Origin of the sequence: Dyadobacter chenhuakuii (genome assembly GCF_023821985.2) — a bacterium.
Classification (GTDB): Bacteria; Bacteroidota; Bacteroidia; order Cytophagales; family Spirosomataceae; genus Dyadobacter; species Dyadobacter chenhuakuii.
This window is the reverse complement of sequence record NZ_CP098805.1, coordinates 679,271-702,930: the sequence shown is the minus strand read 5'-3', so window position 1 is coordinate 702,930 and position 23,660 is coordinate 679,271. Positions and strand designations below refer to the sequence as shown.

Below are 23,660 nucleotides of genomic sequence, written 5' to 3'. Positions count from 1 at the left end.
ATGGAAATCAAAGGTAAAAACTACATTGGCTATTCACTTTCTAGCCAGGGCGACCGCACATTTCAATCCTATGTGCCAGCCAAAGATTCATTTCTCCCTGAAAATTTCCATACGGCGACGATTGAAGAAGTCGAAAATACTATGGCGCTTGCCAAAAAGGCTTTCAGCGAATATGCAAAAATTCCTGCCGCGAAAAGAGCTGATTTTCTGATTGCCATTACCGAAGAGATCCTGGCGATTGGCGACGTCTTACTTGAAAGAGCAAATCTGGAAACAGGCCTGCCCATGGCCCGCCTGCAAGGTGAACGCGCGCGCACGATCAATCAGCTGACTCAATTTGCGGAATTGCTTCGCGAGGGCTCATGGGTGGATGCATCCATCGACACCGCCCTACCCGACCGCACGCCCGTTCCCAAGCCCGACATCCGGAAAATGCTCGTTCCGATTGGTCCGGTTATCGTTTTCGGTTCCAGTAACTTCCCTTTCGCGTATTCCGTAGCCGGTGTGGACACAGGCCCGGCTTTGGCGGCCGGAAACCCGGTCATTGTAAAAGCCCACGCAGCACATCCCGGCGTAAGCGATCTGACGGCGCAGGCCATTGTAAAAGCTGCGCAAAGGACAGGAATGCCTGATGGCGTTTTTTCCATGCTATATGACGATGGTTTTGAAGTGGGGACAGCATTGGTTAAGCATCCTGCCAGTAAGGCTGTTGGTTTTACAGGTTCTATGAAAGGTGGAATGGCGCTGTTTAAAATGGCGCAGGAGCGCGAGGAACCCATTGCCGTCTTTGCTGAAATGGGCAGCGTTAACCCCATCGTTGTTCTTCCTGACTATCTGGAACACAATGCATTGGAATTTGGGAAAACGCTTGCAGGTTCGGTAAGCCTGGGCGCCGGACAATTCTGTACCAATCCCGGACTTGTGTTTGTTACTAAAACGCAGGGCCTGATTGCATTTGCGGACTCTTATAAAAATGAAATCCTGAAAACCACATCTGCCACAATGCTTACGGCGGGCATTTGTAAAAATTATTACAAGCTCCGCGATCATGCGTTTGAACAGGAAGATGTTTCCAGACTCGCCGTTTCAGAGCAAATGTCTGAGGGAGAAAATCAGGCGCAGGCATCCATAGCAACAGTTTCCGGGCAAAGCTTTATTGCCAATCCAAAATTACATGAAGAAGTTTTCGGACCATTTTCGCTGCTTGTCATTTGTGAGGATACGGGTGAAATGCTTGAAGCGATTTCACATTTAAAAGGACAGCTTACCTGCTCGCTGATGGCAGAAGAGCATGAGGTCCACGCGCACCAGGCTATTGTAGACAAGCTCGCACAAATATCCGGCCGATTTATCCTGAATGGCGTTCCTACCGGCGTGGAGGTTTGCCCTTCTATGCATCATGGAGGGCCTTTTCCGGCAACTGCGGATGCAAAATTCACTTCTGTTGGCAGACATTCGATCCTACGTTTTGTCCGTCCGCAATCATTTCAGGGCTGGCCCGACGCACTGCTGCCGGATGAGTTGAAGAACAGCAATCCGCTGGGCATTTTCAGGCTGGTTAACAATCAGTTCAGCCAGGAGGCCATTAAATAAAATCATAGCCCACTTCAACCAGAAAAAGACCTTCCGCAGGTGCCTGGGCGCCTGCTGCTTTTCTGTTTTTTGCCAGGATAACCTGTTCGAATTCAGCAACGCTCCGCTTACCTTTTCCTACTTCCAGCAGCGTCCCTACCAGCGCCCTAACCATTCCGCGCAGGAAACGGTTTGCACGGATATGAAAAACGAGCATATCTCCCGCTTCAATCCAAATTGCCTCCTTAATCGTGCATCTGAAATTATTCACTTGTGTGTGGATCTTGCTAAAACTCTCGAAATCATTGTATTGCAACAGCAGCGCTGCCGCTTCGTTCATTTGCTCAATGTCAAGATCCGCTTTTAATTGAAAAGCCAGATCAGTTAGAAAAGGATTTTTGCGTTTCGTGATGCGGTATTCATATTTGCGGTGCGTGGCTGCAAAACGGGAGTTAATGTCATTCCCAACCGGAATGATGCGCTTTACAGCAATGTCCCTGGGAATAAGCCCATTAAGCTTGTAAATCAGCAGCTCAAAATCGGCTATCTCATTTTCTAAATCAAAATGCGCAAATTGTTGTTCTGCATGTACGCCGGTGTCTGTCCTGCTGCTGCCTGTGATTTCAATGGGTAACCTCAGGACTTTCGCGAGTGCTTCTTCCAGCACCTGCTGGACGCCTAATGCATTGTTTTGTTTTTGCCAGCCATTATAGGCCGTTCCTTTATAGCTGAATTCGAGAAAATAGCGCATTTTGCAAAAGTAACGGAAACAGCCCGGATTTGCGATTTGCAGCGGTTCCTTGCTGAAAATGTTCGGAAGAAGGTTAACTTTGAAAATCGAAAAATATTTCCAGTTAGTATGATTACGGAAGAGAAAAAAGAAGAGAAAAGCCTGAATTTTATTGAGGAAATTGTGGAGGCGGATTTGCAGGCAGGAAAATACACCCAGATCATCACCCGATTTCCACCCGAACCAAACGGCTATTTACATATCGGCCATGCATCCAGCATTTGCCTGAATTTTGGTTTGACCAAAAAATTCCCTGGCTATACAAACCTTCGTTTCGACGACACCAACCCGGTTACCGAAGATACGGAATATGTGGAAAGCATTAAAAACGATATCCGGTGGATGGGTTTTGAATGGGAAAACGAACTTTACGCTTCCGATTATTTCGATACATTATATGAATATGCCGTTGAGCTGATCAACAAAGGGCTGGCCTATGTGGACGATTCAACTTCCGAGGAAATAGCGCTGCTTAAAGGCACTCCGACGGAACCCGGGAAAGACAGCATTTACAGGAGCCGTTCGGTTGAAGAAAACCTTGCGCTTTTTGAACAAATGAAAAATGGTGGTTTTCCTGACGGAAGCCGCACATTACGCGCCAAAATTGACATGGCGCACATCAATATGCTCATGCGTGACCCGATCCTTTACCGGATCAAACACGCCCATCACCATCGCACAGGCAACAAATGGTGCATTTACCCCATGTACGACTTTGCGCATGGCCAAAGCGATTCGATTGAAACGGTTACACATTCTATATGCACATTAGAATTTGTGCCGCATCGGGAATTGTATGACTGGATCATTGAAAAGCTAGGCATATATCCATCGCATCAATACGAATTCGCACGCCGCAACCTGAATTACACTGTGACCAGCAAACGGAAGTTGCTGCAACTGGTTCAGGAAAAGCATGTAAACGGCTGGGATGATCCTAGAATGCCGACCATCAGCGGCTTGCGCAGGAGAGGTTACACGCCGGAAAGCATCAGAGATTTCTGTGAGCGGATCGGTGTAGCGCGACGCGAAAACATGATCGATGTAGGTTTGCTTGAATTTTGCGTTCGCGAAGATTTGAACAAAAAAGCGCTCCGCCGAATGGTGGTTTTGGATCCTTTGAAAGTGATCATTACCAACTTCCCGGAAGGTGTTACGGAGATGTGCCACAGTGAAAACAATCCGGAGGACGTAGCAACAGGGAACCGCGAAGTTCCTTTTTCAAGGGAGATTTATATTGAGAAAGAGGACTTTATGGAAACGCCATCCAAGAAATATTTCCGTTTGGCGCCTGGAAAAATGGTCCGACTGAAAAGTGCATACATCATTCAATGTGATGATTTTGTAAAAGACGAAAATGGCGAAATCAAAGAAGTGCATTGCTCATACATCGAAAACAGCAAGAGCGGGCATGATACGACCGGCATCAATGTAAAAGGGACATTGCACTGGGTCTCCGTTCCACACGCGCAGGAAGTCGAAGTTCGCCTTTACGACCGTCTTTTCTCCGTTGAAGATCCATCTTCGGAAGAGGGTGATTTCAAAGATTACATCAATCCCAATTCACTGGAAATCATCACAGGTTATGCCGAACCGGCACTTAATGAAGCCAAAGAAGGCGAATCATTCCAATTCCTAAGAAAAGGTTACTTCGCCAAAGACCCAGACAGCACCGCCGAAAAACTCGTTTTCAACAGAACAGTAACATTAAGAGACAACTGGGCCAAGGCTGGGAATTAGCATTGCAGACATTAAAAGCAATCTGGTTATATGGAAAGTTCTTCTTCCATGTAATTAGATTGCTTACAAATAAACTTGCTTGACATTTAGTTTGCGGTTATATTTGTGCAACAATTTCCACGATTCAAATAGATTGCTGTCAGTGAATACCCCAAATGAATTGTTTAGTACTGCGAAAGGATCTAGCTTACAGTGCGATTTAACTTCTAAGATCATTCTTCATTTTGGTGAAATGCAGGCTTCGTTCAGGATTCAGGACTTTTTGAGTTTCCGCCGCTTCATTAACAATATTGACATTCACAGCAAGATTTTTGACCTGTCAGATGAGTCTGACTATGAGTTTGTTGAAGCGCCTCAGCTTAACATTTACCAAAAGCTTACCCTTTGCGAGCTGATCCAGTTGAGAGAACTGGTAAACGGCACCCACTTCGCAATCGAACTCAATTCCCTTCTGCACCAACTTCTGTTTAGCGAGCCGGAATTAGTCTAAATAGCTCATTTCGATCATATTAGACCAATTCCAAATTTCGGGTTTCGTTTGCAATGCTGAACTTTCGCATGATATTTGTACTTGTTAATACAAATAAAAGAAAGTAACCATGAGAGATTTATTAAGACAACGGACATCCCTGAAAGAGGAAATAGAAATACTTTTGAACAATCAGGTAAAGATGGAAGCGGAAGCTTCTGCAAAATATCTGGCCATGGCTTCATGGTGTGACCGTAACGGATTCAAAAACAGCGCAAAATATTTCCTTAAGCAGTCTGACGAAGAGCGCGGACATATGCTTAAAATATTCAATTACATCATGACTGTGGGCGGAACTGCCGTTTCACCGGAAGTAGCAGCAGTAAAACAAGAGTTTGCAACATTCAGAAGCGTGTTCGAAGCAGCATTGCAAAGCGAGATTGCAGTAACGCAATCTATCAACCGCATTGTTACGCAGAGCCGCAGAGAAGAAGATTATGGCACGGAAAGCTTCCTGCAATGGTTTGTAAATGAGCAAATTGAGGAAGAAGACAACGCACGCCGCGCTATTGAACTATTTGACGTGATCGGCGAAGAAGGAACTGGTCAGTACTTCATTGACAAGGCAATCTTGAAAATCGGCTCTGAGAACTAAGCCAAGTTAAGGTATTTATATAAAGTAAAATAGCTGTCCCGCAAGGTGCAGCTATTTTTTATGCCGTTTTGTTAAGGAGCGAGTAAATCTCAGTATCGAGGAATTTACCATTCTCATAAAAGCTTTCCTTAAAATAAGCCTCTCTCTCAAAACCGTGTTTCAGCAAAATCTTTCTTGAAGCTTGATTATCAGGGCTTATTTTAGCTTCAATGCTGTGAAACTGCATGTTTTTAAAACCGTAGTCAATAATCCGCCTGACAGCCTCGCTCATTAGGCCTTTTAACCAATGTTCCGGATGGATCATATAACCGATCTCAGCGCGGTGATTATAAAGATCCATTTTGTGAAAGCCTATGGTGCCTATCAGGCCAGTGTTTTCTTGCAGGCCTTCCACACGCTTCATTGAAATGCCCCAGGTAATGCCAATCTTATCCCGCAGATTTCTGGAATAAGCATCAATCAGATCCTTTGCATCGCTTTCCGATTGCATCAAGGGCTTTCCAATGTACTGCATAGCAAGCGGATTGCTTCGCAATCTGAACATATCCGCCACATGCTTTTCTGACATTGCGTGCAGAAGCAAACGGTCTGTCTGCAATGTCGGAAAGGTGTCAAAGTTTACAAATAGCATTGTGTTCTGATTCCGTTAAAAAGCTGTTTCCGGAAGCAATCCGGTTCGGGATTTACCAAAAATACAAAAACAACGCAATATCCGTGACGGCTATCCCGACACAAATAATCCTGATATTTGGAACGCGTTTTGTTGCTTGTGGATTATTAATAAGTAGTATTGCACAGCTACCGATTGCCGTTTTCATGAATTACCTCGACGAATTCAAAAAATTTATTTCAAGTCATTACCTTTCCACGGGCGTAAGATTAACCTTGGGTGCGGTTGTCCCGAGCCTTATTTTTCAACATTTCGGCATATTGGGCGAGATGATCGCATTCCCGCTGGGCACATTGCTGATTGGATCAACGGACAATCCCGGCCCGCACACCAGAAGGCGCAACTCACTGCTCATTGCCATTGCGACGTGTTTTTTGGTTGCATGCATTACCGGCTTTCTCCGGCACATTCACTTTATCATATTTCTCGAAATCGTTGTTTTCGGGATGTTCTTTTCACTGGTCGGTGTTTATGGAAACCGGGTGAATAGTATCGGCCTTATTGCCTTGCTTGTTTTTGTTTTCAACATTGATGATCATTTGAGCGGCGATATGGTTCTGCGCACCGCCGCCATATTTGCGGCTGGCGGGATCTGGTATTTTGTCCTGTTTATGATCTTGCAGAAATTACTTCCTTATAAGCTGATCCAGCAGCTTTTGGGAGAAAATTTCGTGGAATTAGGCAAGCTGCTCTGGATCAAAGCAGGGTATTATTTTGCAAATCCCGACTATGACGACCTCTTTAACCGGATGATCCACCAGCAGGTTACGCTCCGTGAAAACCACGAAAACCTGCGCGAGATACTTTTTAAAACAAGGGAAATTGTTACAGAATCGACGAATAAAAGCCGGATCCTGATGCTGATGTTCCTGGATAGCATCGACTTATTCGAAAGAATCCTGAACTCGCAGCAAAATTACGCGAACCTCCATCGGGCATTTGATCACACCCAGGTTTTAAGGCTTTTCGGCACCTATATTACCTGGTTATCAGCTGAGATCCAACAAATTGGCCTCGCAATCCAGAGTGGATCACCCTCCCACCCGAAGCGCGACCTGGACGAAGCATTTAATAAATGTCAGCGGGCTTTTGAAAATATGCGTGAGCATAAAATGACGCACGATAACATGGAGGATTTCATGATGCTGCGCCAGATTCTCAATAGTTTGCAGGACGTTACAGAACGTGTGAAAAAGCTGCACCGGGCGACCACGTATGATGCAGAGGTGGGTAAAGGTTATAAATTAAATGTTGAAGCCGAGAATTTTATTCCGAAGCAAGAATACCATCCCCGCATCCTGCTGGACAATCTTTCGTTGAAATCCAGCCATTTCAGACATGCATTAAGGATTACGCTAGGGCTTCTGATCGGCTACATCATCTCTCTTTTTCTGACGGTAGGTCATGGTTACTGGATTCTCCTGACGATTGTTGTGATCCTTAAACCGGCTTTCAGCATTACCAAACAGCGGAACGTACACCGGATCGGGGGAACGCTTGTGGGCGTTTTCACAGGCTTCATGCTGTTGTATCTGATCCAGGACGGGACTGCATTGTTCATCATTATGATGCTGGCAATGATCATGGCATACAGCTTTTTGAAGATCAACTACTTCATTGCTTCCACAACCATTACATTATATGTCATCCTTTCTTTCAATTTCCTGAACCCGCAGCAGATTACGGCGGTTTTACATGACAGGGTCATTGATACGATCATCGGATCCATTATCGCTTATCTGATTTCGTCTTACGTGCTGCCGGTTTGGGAGCATACGCAGATCAACCAGTATATCTGCGATGCACTGGATGCAAACCGTAAGTATTTTGACGTTGTAGCAGCGAAATTCACGGGGAAAGACCTGGATATCAACGAATTAAAAGTGCTCCGGAAGGATGCGATCATTGCGATGGCGAATTTGTCGGATAACTTTCAAAAAATGCTCTCAGAGCCGAAACGCCAGCAGTTGAACATGGAAGAATATCACCAGTTCGTTGCCACTAGCCATATGTTGACGTCCTACATTGCATCGCTCTCGACCTACGCGCAAACGCTGGAGTATTCCGAATTTTCGGTTGAATTTGAAGTCATGATCAGGCAGATCGACCGGCAGATTAAAGCTGCTACGGACATTATTGAAGGAAAGCTTGAAAACACTTTTGAGATAGCCCGCGAATCATTGCCCCAAAACCAAAAGCTCGTAGCGCTTCTGGCGAAAAGAAAGAAGGAAATCAAAGAAATGGGAATTGAAAAGGCAGACCAGTCGCCAGCACGGAAAATGCTGTCGGATCTGAAAACGATCAACGGGCTGTTTGAGCTGATCAGTACGATTACCATTGATGAGATTAAAATCCTTCAAAAAATTAAAACATTAAAAACCTAACATTCAACGTATGTCATCCCTATTATTCACTCCGCTTACCATTAAAAGTGTCACATTAAAAAACCGGATCGTTGTTTCTCCCATGTGCCAATATTCGTCTGTGGACGGATTCGCCAATGACTGGCATCTGGTGCACCTGGGAAGCCGCGCCGTGGGCGGAGCATCCTTACTGATTGCCGAGGCTACATCCGTTTCTCCGGAAGGCAGGATTTCACCCGAAGATCTGGGTATCTGGAAAGATGAACACATTGAGAAGCTAAAACAAATCACCACTTTCATCGAAGGGCAGGGAGCAGTTCCGGGCGTGCAGCTTGCCCATGCTGGCCGGAAAGCCAGCACCTATCCGGCTTGGAAAGGTCGTGGCCAGGTGCCCGAAAATGAAGGGGGCTGGCAACCATTGAGCGCGTCGGACATTCCTTTTCATCATTCGGAAAAGGCGCCGCTTGCCTTGGATGCGGATGGTATTCAAAAGGTGATTTTAGATTTTGGTAAAGCGGCCAAACGGGCTTTGGACGCAGGTTTCAAGGTTATAGAGCTTCATGCCGCGCACGGTTATCTGATTCACCAATTTTTCTCACCGCTCAGCAATGTACGTACAGATGCGTATGGTGGCAGTTTTGAAAACCGCGTACGCATTCTGATCGAGATCATTGACGAAGTTCAGAAAGTCTGGCCGGCAGAGCTGCCTTTATTTGTGCGCATTTCGGCCACGGACTGGGCTGAGAATGGTTGGGACGAAGACCAATCGGTTCAATTGGTGAAAATCTTGCAAACAAAAGGTGTTGATCTGATCGACGTGTCGAGCGGCGGACTGGCTTCTCACCAGAAAATCACAGTTGGCCCATCTTATCAGGTGCCTTTCTCCGCAAAAATCAGGAAAGAAACCGGTGCCCTGACAGGTGCAGTCGGATTGATTACCGAGGCAAAACAGTCGGAAGAAATTTTACAAAATGGCGAAGCCGACCTGATCATTATGGCAAGGGAGTTGCTGCGTGATCCTTATTTTCCATTGCACGCGGCACACGAACTTGGCGAAGACATTTCCTGGCCTATTCAATACGACCGGGCAAAGCCAACTCTTTAATCAGGAAAACTTCGACAATGTCCTTGAAGTGATGCGGGTGAGTTGAATGCTTATCTTTGCAAGAATTTATTTTATTAGTAATGAATCCGCGCGTCAGCCTTCTTATCGGACTTGTAAGCATTAGTATTTTTCCTGTTTTGGTCAAATGGGCACCGGTTTCAGGGATTACTTCTGCTTTTTACAGGATGTTGTTCGGGTTCTTGTTTTTGCTGCCCGGCATGCTGTATACGCGAAAATTCAATTGGCCCGCAAAGAATTTATGGATTCCAATTGTGCTCTGCGGGATCATTTTTGCGACTGATATAGCCGTTTGGAACCTTTCTATTCACTATTCCAATGCGACGCAGGCAACGCTACTGACGAATCTGGCTCCTGCCTGGGTGGGAGTCGGATCGTTCTTTTTCCTTAATAATAAGCCAAAGGCAAGTTTCTGGATCGGGACGCTTATTGCGGTTGCGGGAATGGTGGTGCTTATCGGTCCGGCGGCTTTTTTTGAAATGCGTCTGGACAAAGGTTTCGCGCTGGCCCTGCTCTCCGGCATGCTGTACGCTTCTTACATGCTGATCAGCAAACCGATCCTTAACCGATTGAATATCGGCAGTTTCATGACCATTAGCATGGCGGTTTCTTCTGTCTTCCTGCTAATTGTCTGCTTAATCTTTGGAGAGCCGCTTTGGAATTTCACGCCTGCTATTTGGGCTGTTTTCGCTGTTCAGGGCCTGATATGCCAATTGATCGGCTGGCTGGCTATCAGTTATGCAGTTCAGAAAATGGACGCGCAGCGCGTTTCCCTGAGCCTGTTGAGCCAGGCGGTTGTTACCGGATTGCTTGCCTGGGTTTTTATTGATGAAAAAATAACCTGGCAAATGATCCTGGGAGGCGTTATCATTCTCACCGGCATTGCCATTACATTTCAGAAATCCCGCAACCGTGCCGACAGCGAATCAAGTTTGTAATCAGAGCGGCAGATAAATAATGAAAGTTGAGCCTATTCCTGGCTTGCCAATGGCATCGATCAAGCCTTGATGATTTTCTACAATTTTTTTACAAATAGCCAATCCGATGCCCGTTCCTTCATAAGCGCTTCGGTTGTGCAGCCGCTGGAATACCTGGAAAATGCGGTCCTTAAACTGGGGATCAAAGCCAATCCCATTGTCAGAAAATGACAGATATTGATAAGTCTGGTTCGCCTCAGCACCATTGACCGGGATAAGCTCGCCCGAAATGCGGCCCGACCGGATGACGATAACAGGACTAGTATCAGTTTTTGTAAACTTAATGGCATTGGCAATCAAATTTGTAAAGAGCTGCTCGAATTGATATTCAATAATGTTCCAAACGGGCAGTGTATCGCTAATGACTTCTGCATTTGCCTGATGGATCAGATCCCCGAGCTGCTCTTTTACGCTCTGCAAGACCAAATTTAAATCGATTTCTTCATAGTGCTTTTCAACCGCATTCGCACGCGAGAATGCCAGCAAATCTACAATCAGCTGCTGCATCCGGGTAGACGACGCCTGCATCCGCTGAAAATAATCCTTACCCCGCGCAGACAAATTTTCATTTTCGGTTTCCAGTATCCTCGTCGCGAATGTCTGGATTTTCCGCAATGGCTCCTGCAAATCGTGGCTGGCCACATAGGCAAATTGCGCAAGTTCCATATTGGTCTTCACCAGCTCGCTGTTGGCAATGGTAAGCTCTTTTGTACGGAGCTGAACCTGGGATTCCAGCTCATCAGCCAATGTTCTGTATTTATCTTCGCTTATTTTAAGTGCTAATTCGTCCTCTTTCCGGTCGGTAATGTCCATCATGGTGCCGAGCATCCGGTGCGGACGGTGATGCTCATCATACATAATTTTTCCCTGTGTCCGTATCCAATGGATCGATTCGTCCGGGTGGATAATACGGGCCTCGTAGTAATAGGTGCCGGTCTCCAAAGCAATCTGGAACGCTTTTTCCACCACAGCTTTCCTGTCCTCCGGATGGATCAGCTCACGCATATCCTGATGCGTCAGAAGTTTGGTTTCTTCAAATCCAAAAATAGTAGCAAGGCGGCCGGAATAGATAATGTGCCTGGTTTTCAGATCCAGATCCCACGTAGCAAGCTGCGTTCCGTCAGTGGCCAGGGAAAGTCTTTCCGCAGCATCCGTAATCTGTTTGCGAAATGTTACTTTGTCGGTAACATCATTCAGGGAGATCATTATGCCCGAAACTTCATCATCTGCTTCAACCGTAGGCGCATATTGGAAATCCACGTAATGTTCCTTCGGGCCATCGGGGCCGCTAATGATCATGGATGCCTCGCTATCCCGGTATAATTTACCTGTCTGGTAAGCATTCCTTAGGATTTTACCCATATTCTGGTGTTCCAGCTCGGGAAAAACGTCAAACAACCTTTGCCCAACCACTTCATGCATTTGCCGCCCCCAGAGGTTGGTAAGCATACTTTCGTTGGCAAGGCTGATCACAAACTCCGGGCCTTTCACAATGGCCTTGGCAAATTGCGACTGAGTAACCAGCGTCCTGAACTGCGTTTCGCTGCGTTCAAGCCGGTGTTTGGCAAGCACTTGCTGGGTAACCTCCGTCGCAACCACAAATATGCCCGAAATCTCACCTGTTTCCTCGGTAATGGGCTGATATACAAAATTGAAATAGCATTGCTCCGGCTTGCCGAAACGCCTCATCGTAATCTCAAACTCATTCCCGTTATAGGCAATGCCTGTTTTGATCACATTATTGAGGATTTCTTCAATGGAGACCCTCACCTCGGGAAGTGTAACAAACAGCGGTTTATTGACAAACTCCTCTTCACTTTTATCAATGATACTGAGATACGTATCATTGGCCATCTCCACAAAAAAATCAGGCCCCCGCAGGATAACTATTCCCACGGGCGCCTGTCTCATTGTATTTCTAAACCTGCTTTCGCTATCGACTACGTTAGTTTGCACATTGTAAGATTCTGTTTTGTTGACACGATCATCTGAATCCGTGTGCTGCTGTAAGTTGTCCACTGCTTTCTATAAAAGATCTTTTTACAAACTTAGGAGGTGAACAATTGAGGATTAGTATTGATAGTAAAAATTTTCTGCAACCGGCTTCCAATTATGCTTAGCCCAGTCGATATCGAGGATCTGCTTAATGGCCTGTTTCAGTTTGGGGAAAGATCCTGGTTTCCTTATAAAAAAATTGGCTCCCTGTTCGTGTACTTTCCGCACCATTTCCTCTTGTCCGGTTGTCGAAAATATGACAACGGGGATCGACTCCCAAGCTTTTGTACTCCTGATTTGTTCCAGGCACTCGAAACCGTTTTTTCTGGGCATGTTCAGGTCCAGAAAAATCACGTCTGGCGGCGGCGGAACGTTATTTTCCATTAAATGGATCAATTCAACCCCGTCATTTGCCGTAGTAAGTTCCGTCGATGTGCTCACCTCTCTCAATGCATCTTCGAACAGCATGCAGTCATCTGCATCGTCGTCTGCAAGGAAAATAGTTTTATTTGGAATAGCGCTCATATACGGTATTAAATTTCTCAGTTAACGTTTTCTACTGGCCTTCGACAAACATGGAGAATTCATTCAATGCATTTTCAGCCAAATCATAATAAAGTTAAAAAAGTTTTACCGTTTAATAAAATTTCAGCGCTTAAAATTCGCCTTCAACACCTTCCTTCGGTTTCTTCTTTGCCTGGTGTAATCTGTAATTTAAAGTCAGGTTGATCTGCCTTCTGCGGCCTTGCGAATTATTCACCGTGTAGAAATTCGCCCCTTCAATGACCGACCTGAATTTACGCGAGTTGAAAACATCTATCACGCTCAGCGTCAATGTCCCATTGTTCTTCAAAATATCCCTGCTGGCAGCCAGATCCAGCGTCGCCATTGCTTTGCGTTTGCCCTGTGGAGTCTGTTGCGGCGCTTCGTAATTACCCCTTAACTGGACGTCCGTATTCTTCCATAATGTGAAGCGCGACATCATCCGCACGAACCAGCTGTAAGTATCGCTCTGGAAGTCTTCGTCCAGGCCCGTCCCGTCCGTAATGGCGCGGAAAAAGTTGACGCTGCCATCGAGCTTCCACCATTGATAAGGTGTAAATGAGCTTGTGAATTCTGCACCGTAGGCATCTTCGGTGCCCAGGTTTTCGGGACGCGTGTAAGAGCTTCCGTCTTCCTGCACCATTCTGATACTCGTAATTTTGCCATTCGTATGGCGGTAATATAGTGAAGACGTCAGCGAACCTTTGCCCATATACTTAATGTGCCCGAACTCAAATGCATTGGTAAATTCCGGGTTAAGGTCCGGGTTGCCACTCCAATAATTACGATTGTCACTATAAGTCGCAAAAGGGGTGAGGTCATTATATTGCGGCCTGCGGACGCGACGGCTGAAACTCAGCTGGAATGCGTTCTGCTTGGCAAAATCGTAAGTCACATGGACGCTTGGGAACAAGTTCGCATAATTGCGTTCATTCACTTCGCGGGTTTGCTTTAATTCTGTTGTAACACCTGTCCATTCAGCCCGCAAGCCAGCCTGATAAGAAAATTTGCCCGTTTTATTTCCAACAATCCCGTAGGCTGCATTGATATTTTCTTCATACAAGAAGTCATTAGTCAGATTGGGCAAAGTAATCCAGCCTTCGCTGGTTTCCTGCGTGACCGCATAGTCGTTTGTCATATCGCGTGAACTGCTTCTTGCCCCGGCTTCCAATTTCCCGTCTTTTCCAAAAGGATGCACATAATCCACCTGAAAAAGCAATTGTTTTTCTGTCTCATAGTTCACGGCACGTTGCAGCAGCGGCGGAATATCCGATGGACTGCCGTCGGGCCGGTAAACATTCTCCCGGTAATACTGGTCCGAATCCTCCCAGTTGTCGAGATACCGAACGTCAGCCGTAAGCTCCTGCCCTTTCTTGTTAAATGTCTTCCTGTAAGTCAGCGAATATTCAGAGTTCGGTTCCGTTTCGGTCTCGTCCTGCGTCCGGTTAGTGAAGCTTGTCAGATTGTTGACGCTCCCCAGATAATCCCTGTATTTTAATGTTGAAAAGCGTTTTCCCTTGCTGGTGCGCCAGGTGTAGGAACCGGTCAGAATATTTTTTGGATTAAAATAATAATCTATTCCGCCGCGTGCGCTGTTGTTCATCCCTTTGAGATTGGATGTCATATCCCGCTCCATAATGAAGGTCGAATCGTTGCGGTAAAGCTCCTGGTAGAGGTAATTTTTCCCGGGCGTATTCCGGTAAGACAATGTATAATTGATGAAAAAGTTCAGGTTTTTGCGACGGTAATTTACATTCGCAGCCGCACCATAATTGGTTGGATAACCTGTTATAATGTCAAATGAGCCATTAATCCCCTCTTTACGCTCTTTTTTTAACACAATATTAATTACGCCACCCATCCCCTCGGCCTCATATCGGGCCGAAGGATTGGTAATGATCTCGACGCGCTCGATCATGCTTCCCTGCAATTGCTGCAAGCCGCTGGCGCCCTTGATACTCACTAACCCGGAAGGTTTACCGTCAATTAATATACGCACATTTCCGCTCCCCCTGAGACTGACATTGCCCTCCACATCCACAGCAACCGATGGAATGTTGGTCAGGATATCCACGCCTGTCCCACCCGCATTAGCAAGATCTTTTCCCACATTGAAGATCTTTTTATCCAGCGATAATTCCATTGAGCTTTTCTCTGCCTGCACGGTGACTTCATCCAATGTCCTTGCCGATCCCGAAATTTTAATGGTGCCGATATTCAGGGGTGAGTTGGCGCCGTTAAGCTTGATATCCTGGGTGATTTGTGGTTTATAACCAATAAATTCGGATAACGCATAATAGGAACCGGCAGCGATATCGACAACGAACCCTCCCGTTTCATCCGTAATGGCACCTGCTGTAAAAGTGCTGTCCGCAGTCCGGAAAAGCCTAATGCTCGCATATCCCAGCGGGCTGTTGTTCTGACCGTCAACGATCTTCCCGGTAACGGTCAATTTATTCGCAGTTTGCGCAAGCAATGGCTGACAGCCGCAAATAATCATTATTAACACTCCCAATCTGGCAAACGTATACGTTACCGTTGCCCTACTGAGCCCTCTCGCTGCAATGCTGCTTTTAATAGCCATTATAAAATTTTGTAAGCGTTCTGTCGATATTCTCTTTTTTGTACAAATATAGAAACCTATTTTCTCATTGTTTTTACTCTACCAACTTACTGGACAGACGAATAATTCCGGGGTTGACCTGGACTGTTCACAGATATTTAAAGAAGTTGACTTTGCATCGAATCAAAGTTTATCCGGATGGGTTATCTAACTTTGCATTCTTTTTTAGTATCTGTTAGCGTGCCATGAAAACCGAAGCATCACAAACATTAAAATTAGCTTTACCCATCATCATCGGAGAACTTGCCCAAATGGCCCTCCACCTTATTGACAGTGCGATGGTCGGCGCGATCAGCTACAAGCAACTCGCCGCCGCCGCCTTGGTCATCAATGCCATGAACATTCCTTTTGTGATCGGCATAGGAATGACTATTTCGGTTTCCCAAATGGTTTCTCTGGCCAACGGGCGCCGCGATTCCCAGCTGGTTTCACATTATTTGTTCAATGGTTTTTGCCTTTGCGCATTAACGGCCGTTGCCATCTCGCTTACGCTGGTTTTTGGAAAAGGCTTGCTGCATAACCTGGGACAGGATCCCGAAGTGGTGGAGCTGGCGATCCCGTTTATGAAATTAATGGGCCTTTCCATCATTCCCATGCTGCTCTTCATGACCTTGAAACAATTTGCGGACGGCCTGGAATATACCAGGACGGCCATGATATTGTCGCTGGCCGGGATGCCGCTGAACATTCTGCTGAACTGGCTGCTTATCTACGGCAACTGGGGTTTTCCACGCCTTGAATTGGAAGGTGCAGGCTGGGCAACATTGATCACGCGGTCCTGCATGTTTCTGGCGCTGGCCGCCGTTGTTTTAAAGCACAAAACCTTTTCGCGATACATTGCTGTCAGCAGCAGTCAATGGAAATTTAAAGCGCAAACCTGGAGGGAGCTGCTGCATATTGGCATTCCCAGCAGTTTGCAGATTGGTATGGAGGCCGGGGCATTCGCTGTTTCGGGTATCATTATAGGAACATTGGGCGCGGTGGCGCAAGCCGCGCATCAAATTGCATTAAGCAGCGCTTCCTTAACATTTATGGTTTCTATGGGCCTTGCGCAGGCGGGCTCGATCCGCGTAAGCAACGCGCTGGGCAGGAAAGATTGGCTCAAAATCTTTGTTATCGGAAAAAGCACCATTCTCACCGCATTGATTTACGGAACGCTCTGTGCGATCCTGTTCTCGGTTTTCCGATTCCAGATCCCTACCCTGTTCAATAAGAACACAGAAGTTCTGGCGCTGGCTGCACTCCTCTTATTGTTTGCAGCCGTATTCCAGATCTCCGACAGCACCCAGGCGATCGGCGCGGGGCTTTTGCGTGGGATTAAGGACGTAAAAACGCCAACCGTCCTGATTGGCGTGGCCTATTGGGTCATTGGAATTCCAGTTGGCTATCTGCTGGCATTTCACTTCGGTATGGGCGCTGTGGGCATGTGGCTGGGCCTGATCCTCGGGCTGACGATGGCTTCGATCTTTTTGATCACCCGGTTCTTCAAAATGACAAAACATAGTAATATTTGACAATTTTAAGTCATTTTATGTCGAAATCAATCCATTAAAGAATTGTAAAGTCCGCTAAGTTTGTTTCCGTATTAGGGATAAAATGGCTAAACCTCGTCATCATCCCAGTGTGTTAAAATGTTACGGTTTCACAATAAATAATGACTCAATGGATTTCAATTCCACGTTAAAAAACATCTTTGTTGAAGAACAAGACATTCCCGCAGCGTTTTTGCTGCCTTCATTGATCCACCAGCGCGAGTATCTGAGCAATGGCGAAATGAAGACCTGGGATGGCCCTGTGCATGAGGTTTACTCACCTGTTTGTATCAAAACAGAAAATGGCCTTGAACGCAAACTGATAGGCAGTTATCCGATATGCACAGCCGACGAAGCAGCTGCTTCGCTGGACGCTGCTGTTGCCGCTTACAACAATGGCCGTGGCGAATGGCCTACGATGAGTGTTGCCGAACGAATTCACTGTGTGGAGCAGTTCACCGGTAAAATGATCGAGCAAAAAGACATTATCGTAAAGCTCATCATGTGGGAAATCGGTAAGTCGTTTGCCGATTCAACAAAAGAATTTGACCGGACCGTTGAATACATTTACGCAACCATTGATTCCCTGAAAAACCTGGACCGCGACTCTTCCGGGTTTGACATTGTGGACGGCATTGCCGCTCAGGTAAGACGCTCACCCTTAGGCGTTGTGCTTTGTATGGGACCATTTAATTACCCCTTAAACGAAACTTTCACAACCCTGATCCCCGCATTGATCATGGGTAACACGATACTTTTCAAACCTCCGAAGTTTGGTACATTGCTGCATTATCCTTTGCAGGAAGCCTTCATGAACAGCTTTCCGAAAGGCGTAGTGAATGTGATTTACGGCCGTGGCAATGCGATTGTTCCGGGGCTTATGCAGTCCGGGAAGATCAATGTGCTCACATTGATCGGTTCGAGTAAAGTGGCCAACGAACTGAAAAAATCCCACCCGAAAGTAAACCGCTTACGTGCAGTTCTGGGTCTGGATGCGAAAAATGCAGCGATTGTTACGCCGCATGCAGACATCAACCTCGCTGTAAAAGAGATCATTACGGGCTCGCTTTCCTTCAATGGCCAGCGTTGCACGGCTTTGAAGATCGTCTGGGTACACAGGAGCATTGCGGATCAATTCCTGAAAGAGCTTTGTGATGCGGTCGGTGAATTGAAATTCGGGATGCCGTGGGAAAAAGGCGTCGCCCTCACTCCCCTGCCCGAAACCAATAAAATTGAATATCTGAACGGCTGCATTTCTGATGCACTCGAAAATGGCGCGCAGATCATGAATGAAAACGGCGGCGCTTCGGAAGGCTCGTTCTTTTATCCGGCTGTGGTTTATCCGGTTAATGATAAAATGAAGCTTTATTACGAAGAGCAATTCGGCCCCATCGTGCCCGTTGTGCCGTTTGATGACCTGGAAGAAACGATTGAATATTTAATTGAATCTACACACGGACAGCAGGTTAGTATATTCAGTAACAATGCCGATGAAGTTGCTTCGCTGATCGATCCGCTCGTAAATCAGGTGAGCCGTGTGAATGTGAACAGCCAGTGCCAGCGCGGTCCGGACGTGTTCCCATTCACCGGACGCAAGGACAGCGCGGAAGGAACATTGTCTGTTGCCGACGCGATCCGCTCGTTCTCGATCCGCTCATTGGTTGCATTTAAAATGAACGAAGCGAATAAGCAGCTGATCAACGAAATTGTTCACGAGGATACTTCCAACTTCCTGAGCACTAAATTTATTTTTTAGAAATACCCGTGTTTTAAGCTAAGTGATATTCAAAAAACCGCAGCAGATGTCACAACGAGTGTTTGGACATTTGTTGCGGTTTTTGACTCTTATACTGCACATTGCTTAAAAAGCAGCAGGCCAAAAATCGCCCAACTAGTTTTACAAATTCACCTTCCAAACAGTAACATTGCAATATAAATTATCTTAATTTAGATGAATATTGGAACAGGTTAGCTAATGAGTTCAGTGTTTACAATCGAGTCTTTGGAAATGGTGATTTCCGGTATAAATGCCGGAATATGGGATTGGGATTTTGAAACAAATAAGCAGACTTGGTCAGATCGGCTTTTCGAACTTCTTGAATATCAGCCAGATGAAATTACGCCGGGTTACGAGAATTTCACAGAAATGCTCGTCCATCCCGACGACCGGGTAATTGTGAGAACGGCAATCAATGCCCAGCTCGAACAAAATATCCCCTACAATGTGCAGGTCAGGCTGCGCACAAAATTTAAAGGTTACCGCTATTTCGAATGTTGCGGGAATGCCAAGTTTATCGATGGAAAACCGGTGCGAATGGTGGGGTCCATCACGGATATTCACGAACGCTATTCGCTGCGGGAAAAGCTGAGCGTAGTTTTTGAACGTTCAACGGATGCTCATTTACTGATTGACAGCCAGGGCGTCATAGACTGCAACAAAGCAGCCGTAACGATGCTGCGATGCAAGGACAAGAGCGAGCTGCTCTCAATTCATCCCGCGAAATTTTCACCTGAATTCCAGCCCGACGGAAGGCGCTCTGACGAAAAATCATTGGAAATGGACCGCATTGCGCACGAAACGGGTTATAACCGCTTCGAATGGATCCATAGGCGCCTGGATGGCGATGAGTTTCCGGTAGAAGTGACGTTGAATCCGGTCCATGTCGATGATAAGATGGTGCTCCTGGTGGTATGGCATGACATCAGCCACAGGAAAAATGCGGAAGAATTAATCAGGCGGAACGAAGCCATGCTTGCTGAATCCCAACAACTTACACACAGCGGAAGTTGGGAAGCGGACCTGGTTACCAACCAGAATTACTGGTCCGATGAAGCATTCCGCATCTTTGGCCTCGAACCCAATTCCACGGGCCCGAATACGGAGCTTTTTTCTAAAATGATCCATCCGGATGATATGCACTTATACATTTCGCATATCAAGGATGCTGTAAATAACCTGAACCCGGCGAGCTTTGACCTGCGGATTGTGCTTCCGGATGGTAAGATCAAGTTTATCCATGCCATAGGAAAGCCGTTTGCCGACCATACCGGGCGTGTCGTGAAGCTTTACGGCGCCATTATGGACATTGATGCGCAAAAGAAAAATGAGCAGGAACTGATCAAAGCGAAGGAACAGGCAGAGATGGCGGCTGTGGCGAAATCCCAGTTTTTGTCCACGATGAGCCATGAGATACGGACACCTATGAACGCAGTGATCGGTTTTACGCATTTGCTGCTTCAACACGATCCGAAGCCGGAGCAGATGGAATATCTGAACATTCTGAAATTTTCGGCTGAAAACCTGCTGGTGCTTATCAATGATATCCTGGATTTCAGCAAGATAGAAGCCGGAAAAATTGAGTTTGAAGAGGTCGATTTTAACATTCTCGTATTACTCGAAAACATCCGTTCCGGCAGTATCCAAAGAGCCGACGAGAAAGGGATCTCACTTGAATTGAATGTGGATGAGGCACTTAACCTCAATGTAATAGGCGACCCAGTTCGCCTGGGCCAGATCCTCACCAATCTGGTAAGCAATGCTGTGAAGTTTACCGAATTTGGAAAAGTCACAATTTCTGCCACCATAGCAAAGCGTGATCCGGATTCTGTAACCATTGACTTTGAAATACAAGATACCGGAATCGGAATTCCGTCTGAAAAGCTGGATAACATCTTTGACAGCTTCACGCAGGCAACTTCGGATACGACCAGAAAATACGGAGGCTCGGGCCTTGGCCTTACGATAACAAAAAGACTGCTGGAATTGCAGAAGAGCACCATTAACCTGCGCAGCAAACCAGGAGAAGGTTCGGCCTTTTATTTCAGCCTTACATTTAAACTAAGTGAAAAACAGATTCCGGCCCAAACCAGCCACTCCGTTACGGATATTAAGAGTCTGAAAGGCATGAAAGTGCTGATCGTTGAAGACAATGCGGTCAACATATTCCTGATGAAAAACTTCATGAAGCAGTGGGAAATAGATTACGACGTGGCCGAAAACGGACTTATCGCTTGTGAAATCGTGCAGCAGAATGACTATGATCTTGTTTTGATGGATTTGCAAATGCCCGAAATGGACGGCTACGAAGCCACAGCAAAGATCCGGTATCTGCCCGACCCGAAATATGCACAGCTTCCTATCATTGCACTTACCGCCTCGGCTATGCTGGACATTAAGGACATTGCCTTTAAAGTAGGCATGAACGACTACATCAGCAAACCTTTCACGCCCAACGAATTATATACGAAAATCGCTGCTTACAGAAAAAAATAAAGGCAACCGCCGATGACCGGAAGTTGCCTTGAAGGAACCGCAATAAATTGCGAATAGGTGTGTGATTGTTAATGTTTGTATAGGTGTCAGGCAGTTTGTAAAAAGATTACCCGTTTGTAATATTCCGGGTCGTACTTAACCAGCACCTGGCTGCCTTGTTTCATCGCATCGTATTTGGAGTAGGACAATGTTTCTGTTACTTCTGCAACGAAGTCCGTGCCTTTCGGATGCTGGATTTTTACTTTCATCTGGTATTCGGGTAAATTATTCAAATACTCGCCGGTCGGTTTAATGTTCAGGACCGTTGCATTTGCTTCAATGCCTTCACGTAGGATTTTTTGCTTTTGTTTTGCTCTGTGATTTTTCCGGATAGTGGAAAAGATCCAGAAAATTATCATTCCAAATAATATGATCGTCGCGCCGATCTCTCTATTACTGTCCACGGTTCTGATAGTTTTGAGTGACGTTCAAAATAACCGAAATTGAGCCATACATCCGGTATTTGTGTTATCAAACGGTTCTACACTTATTAAATGGCAAGCCGCCAGGTATTATTACGCGGTAACAAATGCGTTATTCATCGTGATCCAGCGTTGTTGGCTTCTGTTCAATTTTTGGCTGGCTGATCTGTGGAAGCTTGTTATAATCCATCCAATAGTGACAGATCGTTTCCAACATGTATCGCAGCTCTTCAAATTCCTGGGGTTTCAGAAAAAACGAATTAGCGCCTGCCAGGTAACATTTGTTGATAATGTCATTTGAATCGTCATTGCTGAGGATAACGATCGGCATGGTCTTCCATTTTGTTTTTGCGTTGTCCGGTGTCCGGCGGAGTAGTTTCAGCACTTCAAGCCCACTGATGGCAGGCATTTGATGGTCCAGTATGATTAGCGCGGGAAGTCTGCCGGCGTAGTCCGGGGAAGATTGCAGGATCAGAAATTGATATAATTCACTGCCCCCTTGGAAAAAACGCACATGATAATTGGGAAGAAATTTGTTAAAGATTGTCCGGACAAGATATCTATGATCCGCCGAATCGTCTACAAGGTAAATCTCTCTTTGATCCATTTTTATGATAGTACTTGTTTTACTTTCACTTTAATCCTTACGAATTAAGAAAATGGACGTAAAAAATCATTCCTGTCAGCAACCCTGGCTGGCATGGAAGAGTTGACGGGTTAACAATGGAATTAAGTATATAAATTTGTTGACGGAGGGCACACATTTCTACACAACGTCAGGTCAGAAAAAGTCTTTTAAATGCTGGCATGGCAAATTCATTGCCGGCATGACAGACGACTATCGTTTCTGAACCTGACGTTATGAAATAACTTCTAAGCGCTAAGCATTACTCTTCGCTTTGATTTAGTAGCTCTTTTGCACTTTATATTTTGAAAACAAAGCCCAGCCAAGGGCCGCGGCCGCGGCAACTGCCCCAACTGTAAACAGCACTTGGTAAGGTTCGGCAGTTTCTTTCGGTACAGACACTATTCCTTCACTATCCGTAATGGCAGGGCTCATTACATAACGGCCTGTGCTTGGCACCGCTTTCTCTTCAAAATAATAGGCAAGTTCCAGCAGCTGCTGTTGCATTTCCTTTCCATACATGGGTTTGCCATGGCCCGTCGCAAGCACATTAGGTTGTAACGAAGCAAGCTGGTCCACTGAATCTTCCGCTTTCAGCCAGTTGCAGGTGAAGTATTTTGGCGGACCGCTAATGATTTTCTTTTGAAGCAAAACCGCCGTTGCCGACTCCTGTTTGGTGGTTACCACGGCATCGCCCGCGATAAGCACTTTGTCTTTTTCGCGCCAGAAACTTACGTGTCCGGGTGCATGCCCTGGCGTATGAATGTATTTCCATTCGGGCATGAAGGGAATGTCGGCCGTTATGCCCGGAAACTCGCTTACCCGGTCCTGCAAATCAATCGGACTGGATGAATAAAGGTCCGCCATATAAGCCATAAGCCCGCCGCCTACGCTGGAATCGGGTGGTGGATAGCTGGATTTTCCCCTGAGATAAGGCAGTTCCAGATAATGTGCATAAACGGGCACGTCCCATTCTTCCGCCAACTTTTTCAGAGACCCAACATGATCGAAATGACCGTGCGTCAGCACAATTGCCGCCGGCTTCGCTCCTTCCCCAAAAAGCTGGGTTACCATTTTCTTGATTTTTGGATAGGCAGATTTAAGCCCGGCATCTATCAGGACCCAGGACTGATCCTCCTTATTTTGGACAACATATACATTCACCATAATGTCCGTCAACCCCCAAACGCCCTCCGCAACTTTAAAGAAAGCGTCTTTTTCCTGTGTTGTTATTTGCTCCATTTGAATA

18 protein-coding genes are annotated in these 23,660 nt (G+C 46.1%); 10 read left to right on the top strand and 8 right to left on the bottom strand.

Annotation, left to right across the window (positions count from 1 at the left end; genetic code table 11):
* Nucleotides 1-1,593, top strand: a complete 1,593-nt coding sequence (locus NFI80_RS02920; protein WP_235164959.1) for an aldehyde dehydrogenase (NADP(+)) — start codon at nucleotides 1-3, stop codon at nucleotides 1,591-1,593.
* On the opposite strand, the gene truA is transcribed toward NFI80_RS02920, so the two are convergent.
* Complete coding sequence (truA, locus tag NFI80_RS02915) at nucleotides 1,586-2,323, bottom strand: tRNA pseudouridine(38-40) synthase TruA (RefSeq protein WP_235160156.1); 738 nt, start codon at nucleotides 2,321-2,323, stop codon at nucleotides 1,586-1,588. The two genes, NFI80_RS02920 and truA, sit on opposite strands and share 8 nt — an antisense overlap.
* A gap of 108 nt (nucleotides 2,324-2,431) precedes the next feature.
* Here truA and NFI80_RS02910 point away from each other — a divergent pair, with 108 nt between their 5' ends.
* The 3 genes from NFI80_RS02910 (at nucleotide 2,432) to NFI80_RS02900 (ending at nucleotide 5,226) form a co-directional block, all read left to right on the top strand.
* Complete coding sequence (locus NFI80_RS02910) at nucleotides 2,432-4,102, top strand: glutamine--tRNA ligase/YqeY domain fusion protein (RefSeq protein ID WP_235164960.1); 1,671 nt, start codon at nucleotides 2,432-2,434, stop codon at nucleotides 4,100-4,102.
* 232 nt (nucleotides 4,103-4,334) lie between these two features.
* Entirely contained in the window at nucleotides 4,335-4,592 is a 258-nt protein-coding gene (locus NFI80_RS02905; RefSeq protein ID WP_235160153.1) for a hypothetical protein, read from the top strand.
* A 109-nt stretch (nucleotides 4,593-4,701) separates the two neighbouring features.
* Nucleotides 4,702-5,226, top strand: coding sequence for a ferritin (locus NFI80_RS02900; protein ID WP_233797736.1), 525 nt, complete (start codon nucleotides 4,702-4,704; stop codon nucleotides 5,224-5,226).
* Nucleotides 5,227-5,284: 58 nt separating this feature from the next.
* Here NFI80_RS02900 and NFI80_RS02895 read toward each other — a convergent pair whose 3' ends face one another.
* Nucleotides 5,285-5,857, bottom strand: a complete 573-nt coding sequence (locus NFI80_RS02895) for a GNAT family N-acetyltransferase (RefSeq protein ID WP_235160152.1) — start codon at nucleotides 5,855-5,857, stop codon at nucleotides 5,285-5,287.
* Nucleotides 5,858-6,042: 185 nt separating this feature from the next.
* Here NFI80_RS02895 and NFI80_RS02890 point away from each other — a divergent pair, with 185 nt between their 5' ends.
* The 3 genes from NFI80_RS02890 to NFI80_RS02880 all read left to right on the top strand — a co-directional run bounded on the left by NFI80_RS02890 (nucleotide 6,043) and on the right by NFI80_RS02880 (nucleotide 10,320).
* Nucleotides 6,043-8,280: an FUSC family protein gene (locus tag NFI80_RS02890; protein WP_235164961.1), complete on the top strand. Its 2,238-nt coding sequence runs from the start codon at nucleotides 6,043-6,045 to the stop codon at nucleotides 8,278-8,280.
* Nucleotides 8,281-8,290: 10 nt separating this feature from the next.
* Nucleotides 8,291-9,364 (top strand): NADH:flavin oxidoreductase/NADH oxidase, encoded by a 1,074-nt coding sequence (locus NFI80_RS02885; RefSeq protein ID WP_235164962.1) that lies wholly within the window; start codon nucleotides 8,291-8,293, stop codon nucleotides 9,362-9,364.
* Between the two features lie 80 nt (nucleotides 9,365-9,444).
* On the top strand, nucleotides 9,445-10,320 hold the full coding sequence (locus NFI80_RS02880; protein ID WP_235164963.1) for a DMT family transporter: 876 nt from the start codon (nucleotides 9,445-9,447) through the stop codon (nucleotides 10,318-10,320).
* On the opposite strand, the gene NFI80_RS02875 is transcribed toward NFI80_RS02880, so the two are convergent.
* The 3 genes from NFI80_RS02875 to NFI80_RS02865 all read right to left on the bottom strand — a co-directional run bounded on the left by NFI80_RS02875 (nucleotide 10,321) and on the right by NFI80_RS02865 (nucleotide 15,481).
* Nucleotides 10,321-12,315, bottom strand: a complete 1,995-nt coding sequence (locus NFI80_RS02875) for a PAS domain-containing sensor histidine kinase (protein ID WP_235164964.1) — start codon at nucleotides 12,313-12,315, stop codon at nucleotides 10,321-10,323.
* 114 nt (nucleotides 12,316-12,429) lie between these two features.
* Nucleotides 12,430-12,879 carry a response regulator gene (locus NFI80_RS02870; RefSeq protein ID WP_026629914.1) on the bottom strand — a complete coding sequence of 150 codons (450 nt, stop codon included), beginning with the start codon at nucleotides 12,877-12,879 and terminating at the stop codon, nucleotides 12,430-12,432.
* Between the two features lie 130 nt (nucleotides 12,880-13,009).
* Nucleotides 13,010-15,481, bottom strand: a complete 2,472-nt coding sequence (locus NFI80_RS02865) for a TonB-dependent receptor (protein ID WP_374759672.1) — start codon at nucleotides 15,479-15,481, stop codon at nucleotides 13,010-13,012.
* Between the two features lie 224 nt (nucleotides 15,482-15,705).
* On the opposite strand from NFI80_RS02865, the gene NFI80_RS02860 reads away from it, so the two are divergent.
* The 3 genes from NFI80_RS02860 to NFI80_RS02850 all read left to right on the top strand — a co-directional run bounded on the left by NFI80_RS02860 (nucleotide 15,706) and on the right by NFI80_RS02850 (nucleotide 21,325).
* A complete protein-coding gene (locus NFI80_RS02860) occupies nucleotides 15,706-17,034 on the top strand; it encodes an MATE family efflux transporter (RefSeq protein ID WP_233797685.1) in 1,329 nt (442 codons plus the stop codon).
* A 148-nt stretch (nucleotides 17,035-17,182) separates the two neighbouring features.
* Nucleotides 17,183-18,808 (top strand): NADP-dependent glyceraldehyde-3-phosphate dehydrogenase, encoded by a 1,626-nt coding sequence (locus tag NFI80_RS02855; protein WP_233797684.1) that lies wholly within the window; start codon nucleotides 17,183-17,185, stop codon nucleotides 18,806-18,808.
* A gap of 219 nt (nucleotides 18,809-19,027) precedes the next feature.
* On the top strand, nucleotides 19,028-21,325 hold the full coding sequence (locus tag NFI80_RS02850) for a PAS domain-containing protein (RefSeq protein ID WP_235164965.1): 2,298 nt from the start codon (nucleotides 19,028-19,030) through the stop codon (nucleotides 21,323-21,325).
* Between the two features lie 86 nt (nucleotides 21,326-21,411).
* Here the strand turns inward: NFI80_RS02850 and NFI80_RS02845 are convergent, their stop codons facing one another.
* The 3 genes from NFI80_RS02845 to NFI80_RS02835 form a co-directional block, all read right to left on the bottom strand.
* On the bottom strand, nucleotides 21,412-21,768 hold the full coding sequence (locus NFI80_RS02845; RefSeq protein WP_235160147.1) for a hypothetical protein: 357 nt from the start codon (nucleotides 21,766-21,768) through the stop codon (nucleotides 21,412-21,414).
* Between the two features lie 130 nt (nucleotides 21,769-21,898).
* The gene (locus NFI80_RS02840; RefSeq protein ID WP_235160146.1) at nucleotides 21,899-22,393 is read right to left on the bottom strand and encodes a response regulator; all 495 of its coding nucleotides are present in this window, start codon (nucleotides 22,391-22,393) and stop codon (nucleotides 21,899-21,901) included.
* A 297-nt stretch (nucleotides 22,394-22,690) separates the two neighbouring features.
* Nucleotides 22,691-23,653 carry an MBL fold metallo-hydrolase gene (locus NFI80_RS02835; RefSeq protein ID WP_235164966.1) on the bottom strand — a complete coding sequence of 321 codons (963 nt, stop codon included), beginning with the start codon at nucleotides 23,651-23,653 and terminating at the stop codon, nucleotides 22,691-22,693.
* Between the last annotated feature and the right edge of the window lie 7 nt (nucleotides 23,654-23,660).

What these genes read in the sequence shown, in the direction of transcription:
- NFI80_RS02860 (WP_233797685.1), top strand. Translation starts at nt 15,706, where the DNA reads ATGAAAACCGAAGCATCACAAACATTAAAATTAGCTTTACCCATCATC.
- truA (WP_235160156.1), bottom strand. Translation starts at nt 2,323, where the DNA reads ATGCGCTATTTTCTCGAATTCAGCTATAAAGGAACGGCCTATAATGGC.
- NFI80_RS02895 (WP_235160152.1), bottom strand. Translation starts at nt 5,857, where the DNA reads ATGCTATTTGTAAACTTTGACACCTTTCCGACATTGCAGACAGACCGT.
- NFI80_RS02840 (WP_235160146.1), bottom strand. Translation starts at nt 22,393, where the DNA reads ATGGATCAAAGAGAGATTTACCTTGTAGACGATTCGGCGGATCATAGA.
- NFI80_RS02885 (WP_235164962.1), top strand. Translation starts at nt 8,291, where the DNA reads ATGTCATCCCTATTATTCACTCCGCTTACCATTAAAAGTGTCACATTA.
- NFI80_RS02865 (WP_374759672.1), bottom strand. Translation starts at nt 15,481, where the DNA reads ATGGCTATTAAAAGCAGCATTGCAGCGAGAGGGCTCAGTAGGGCAACG.
- NFI80_RS02910 (WP_235164960.1), top strand. Translation starts at nt 2,432, where the DNA reads ATGATTACGGAAGAGAAAAAAGAAGAGAAAAGCCTGAATTTTATTGAG.
- NFI80_RS02880 (WP_235164963.1), top strand. Translation starts at nt 9,445, where the DNA reads ATGAATCCGCGCGTCAGCCTTCTTATCGGACTTGTAAGCATTAGTATT.
- NFI80_RS02870 (WP_026629914.1), bottom strand. Translation starts at nt 12,879, where the DNA reads ATGAGCGCTATTCCAAATAAAACTATTTTCCTTGCAGACGACGATGCA.
- NFI80_RS02905 (WP_235160153.1), top strand. Translation starts at nt 4,335, where the DNA reads ATGCAGGCTTCGTTCAGGATTCAGGACTTTTTGAGTTTCCGCCGCTTC.
- NFI80_RS02835 (WP_235164966.1), bottom strand. Translation starts at nt 23,653, where the DNA reads ATGGAGCAAATAACAACACAGGAAAAAGACGCTTTCTTTAAAGTTGCG.
- NFI80_RS02900 (WP_233797736.1), top strand. Translation starts at nt 4,702, where the DNA reads ATGAGAGATTTATTAAGACAACGGACATCCCTGAAAGAGGAAATAGAA.
- NFI80_RS02920 (WP_235164959.1), top strand. Translation starts at nt 1, where the DNA reads ATGGAAATCAAAGGTAAAAACTACATTGGCTATTCACTTTCTAGCCAG.
- NFI80_RS02850 (WP_235164965.1), top strand. Translation starts at nt 19,028, where the DNA reads ATGAGTTCAGTGTTTACAATCGAGTCTTTGGAAATGGTGATTTCCGGT.
- NFI80_RS02890 (WP_235164961.1), top strand. Translation starts at nt 6,043, where the DNA reads ATGAATTACCTCGACGAATTCAAAAAATTTATTTCAAGTCATTACCTT.
- NFI80_RS02855 (WP_233797684.1), top strand. Translation starts at nt 17,183, where the DNA reads ATGGATTTCAATTCCACGTTAAAAAACATCTTTGTTGAAGAACAAGAC.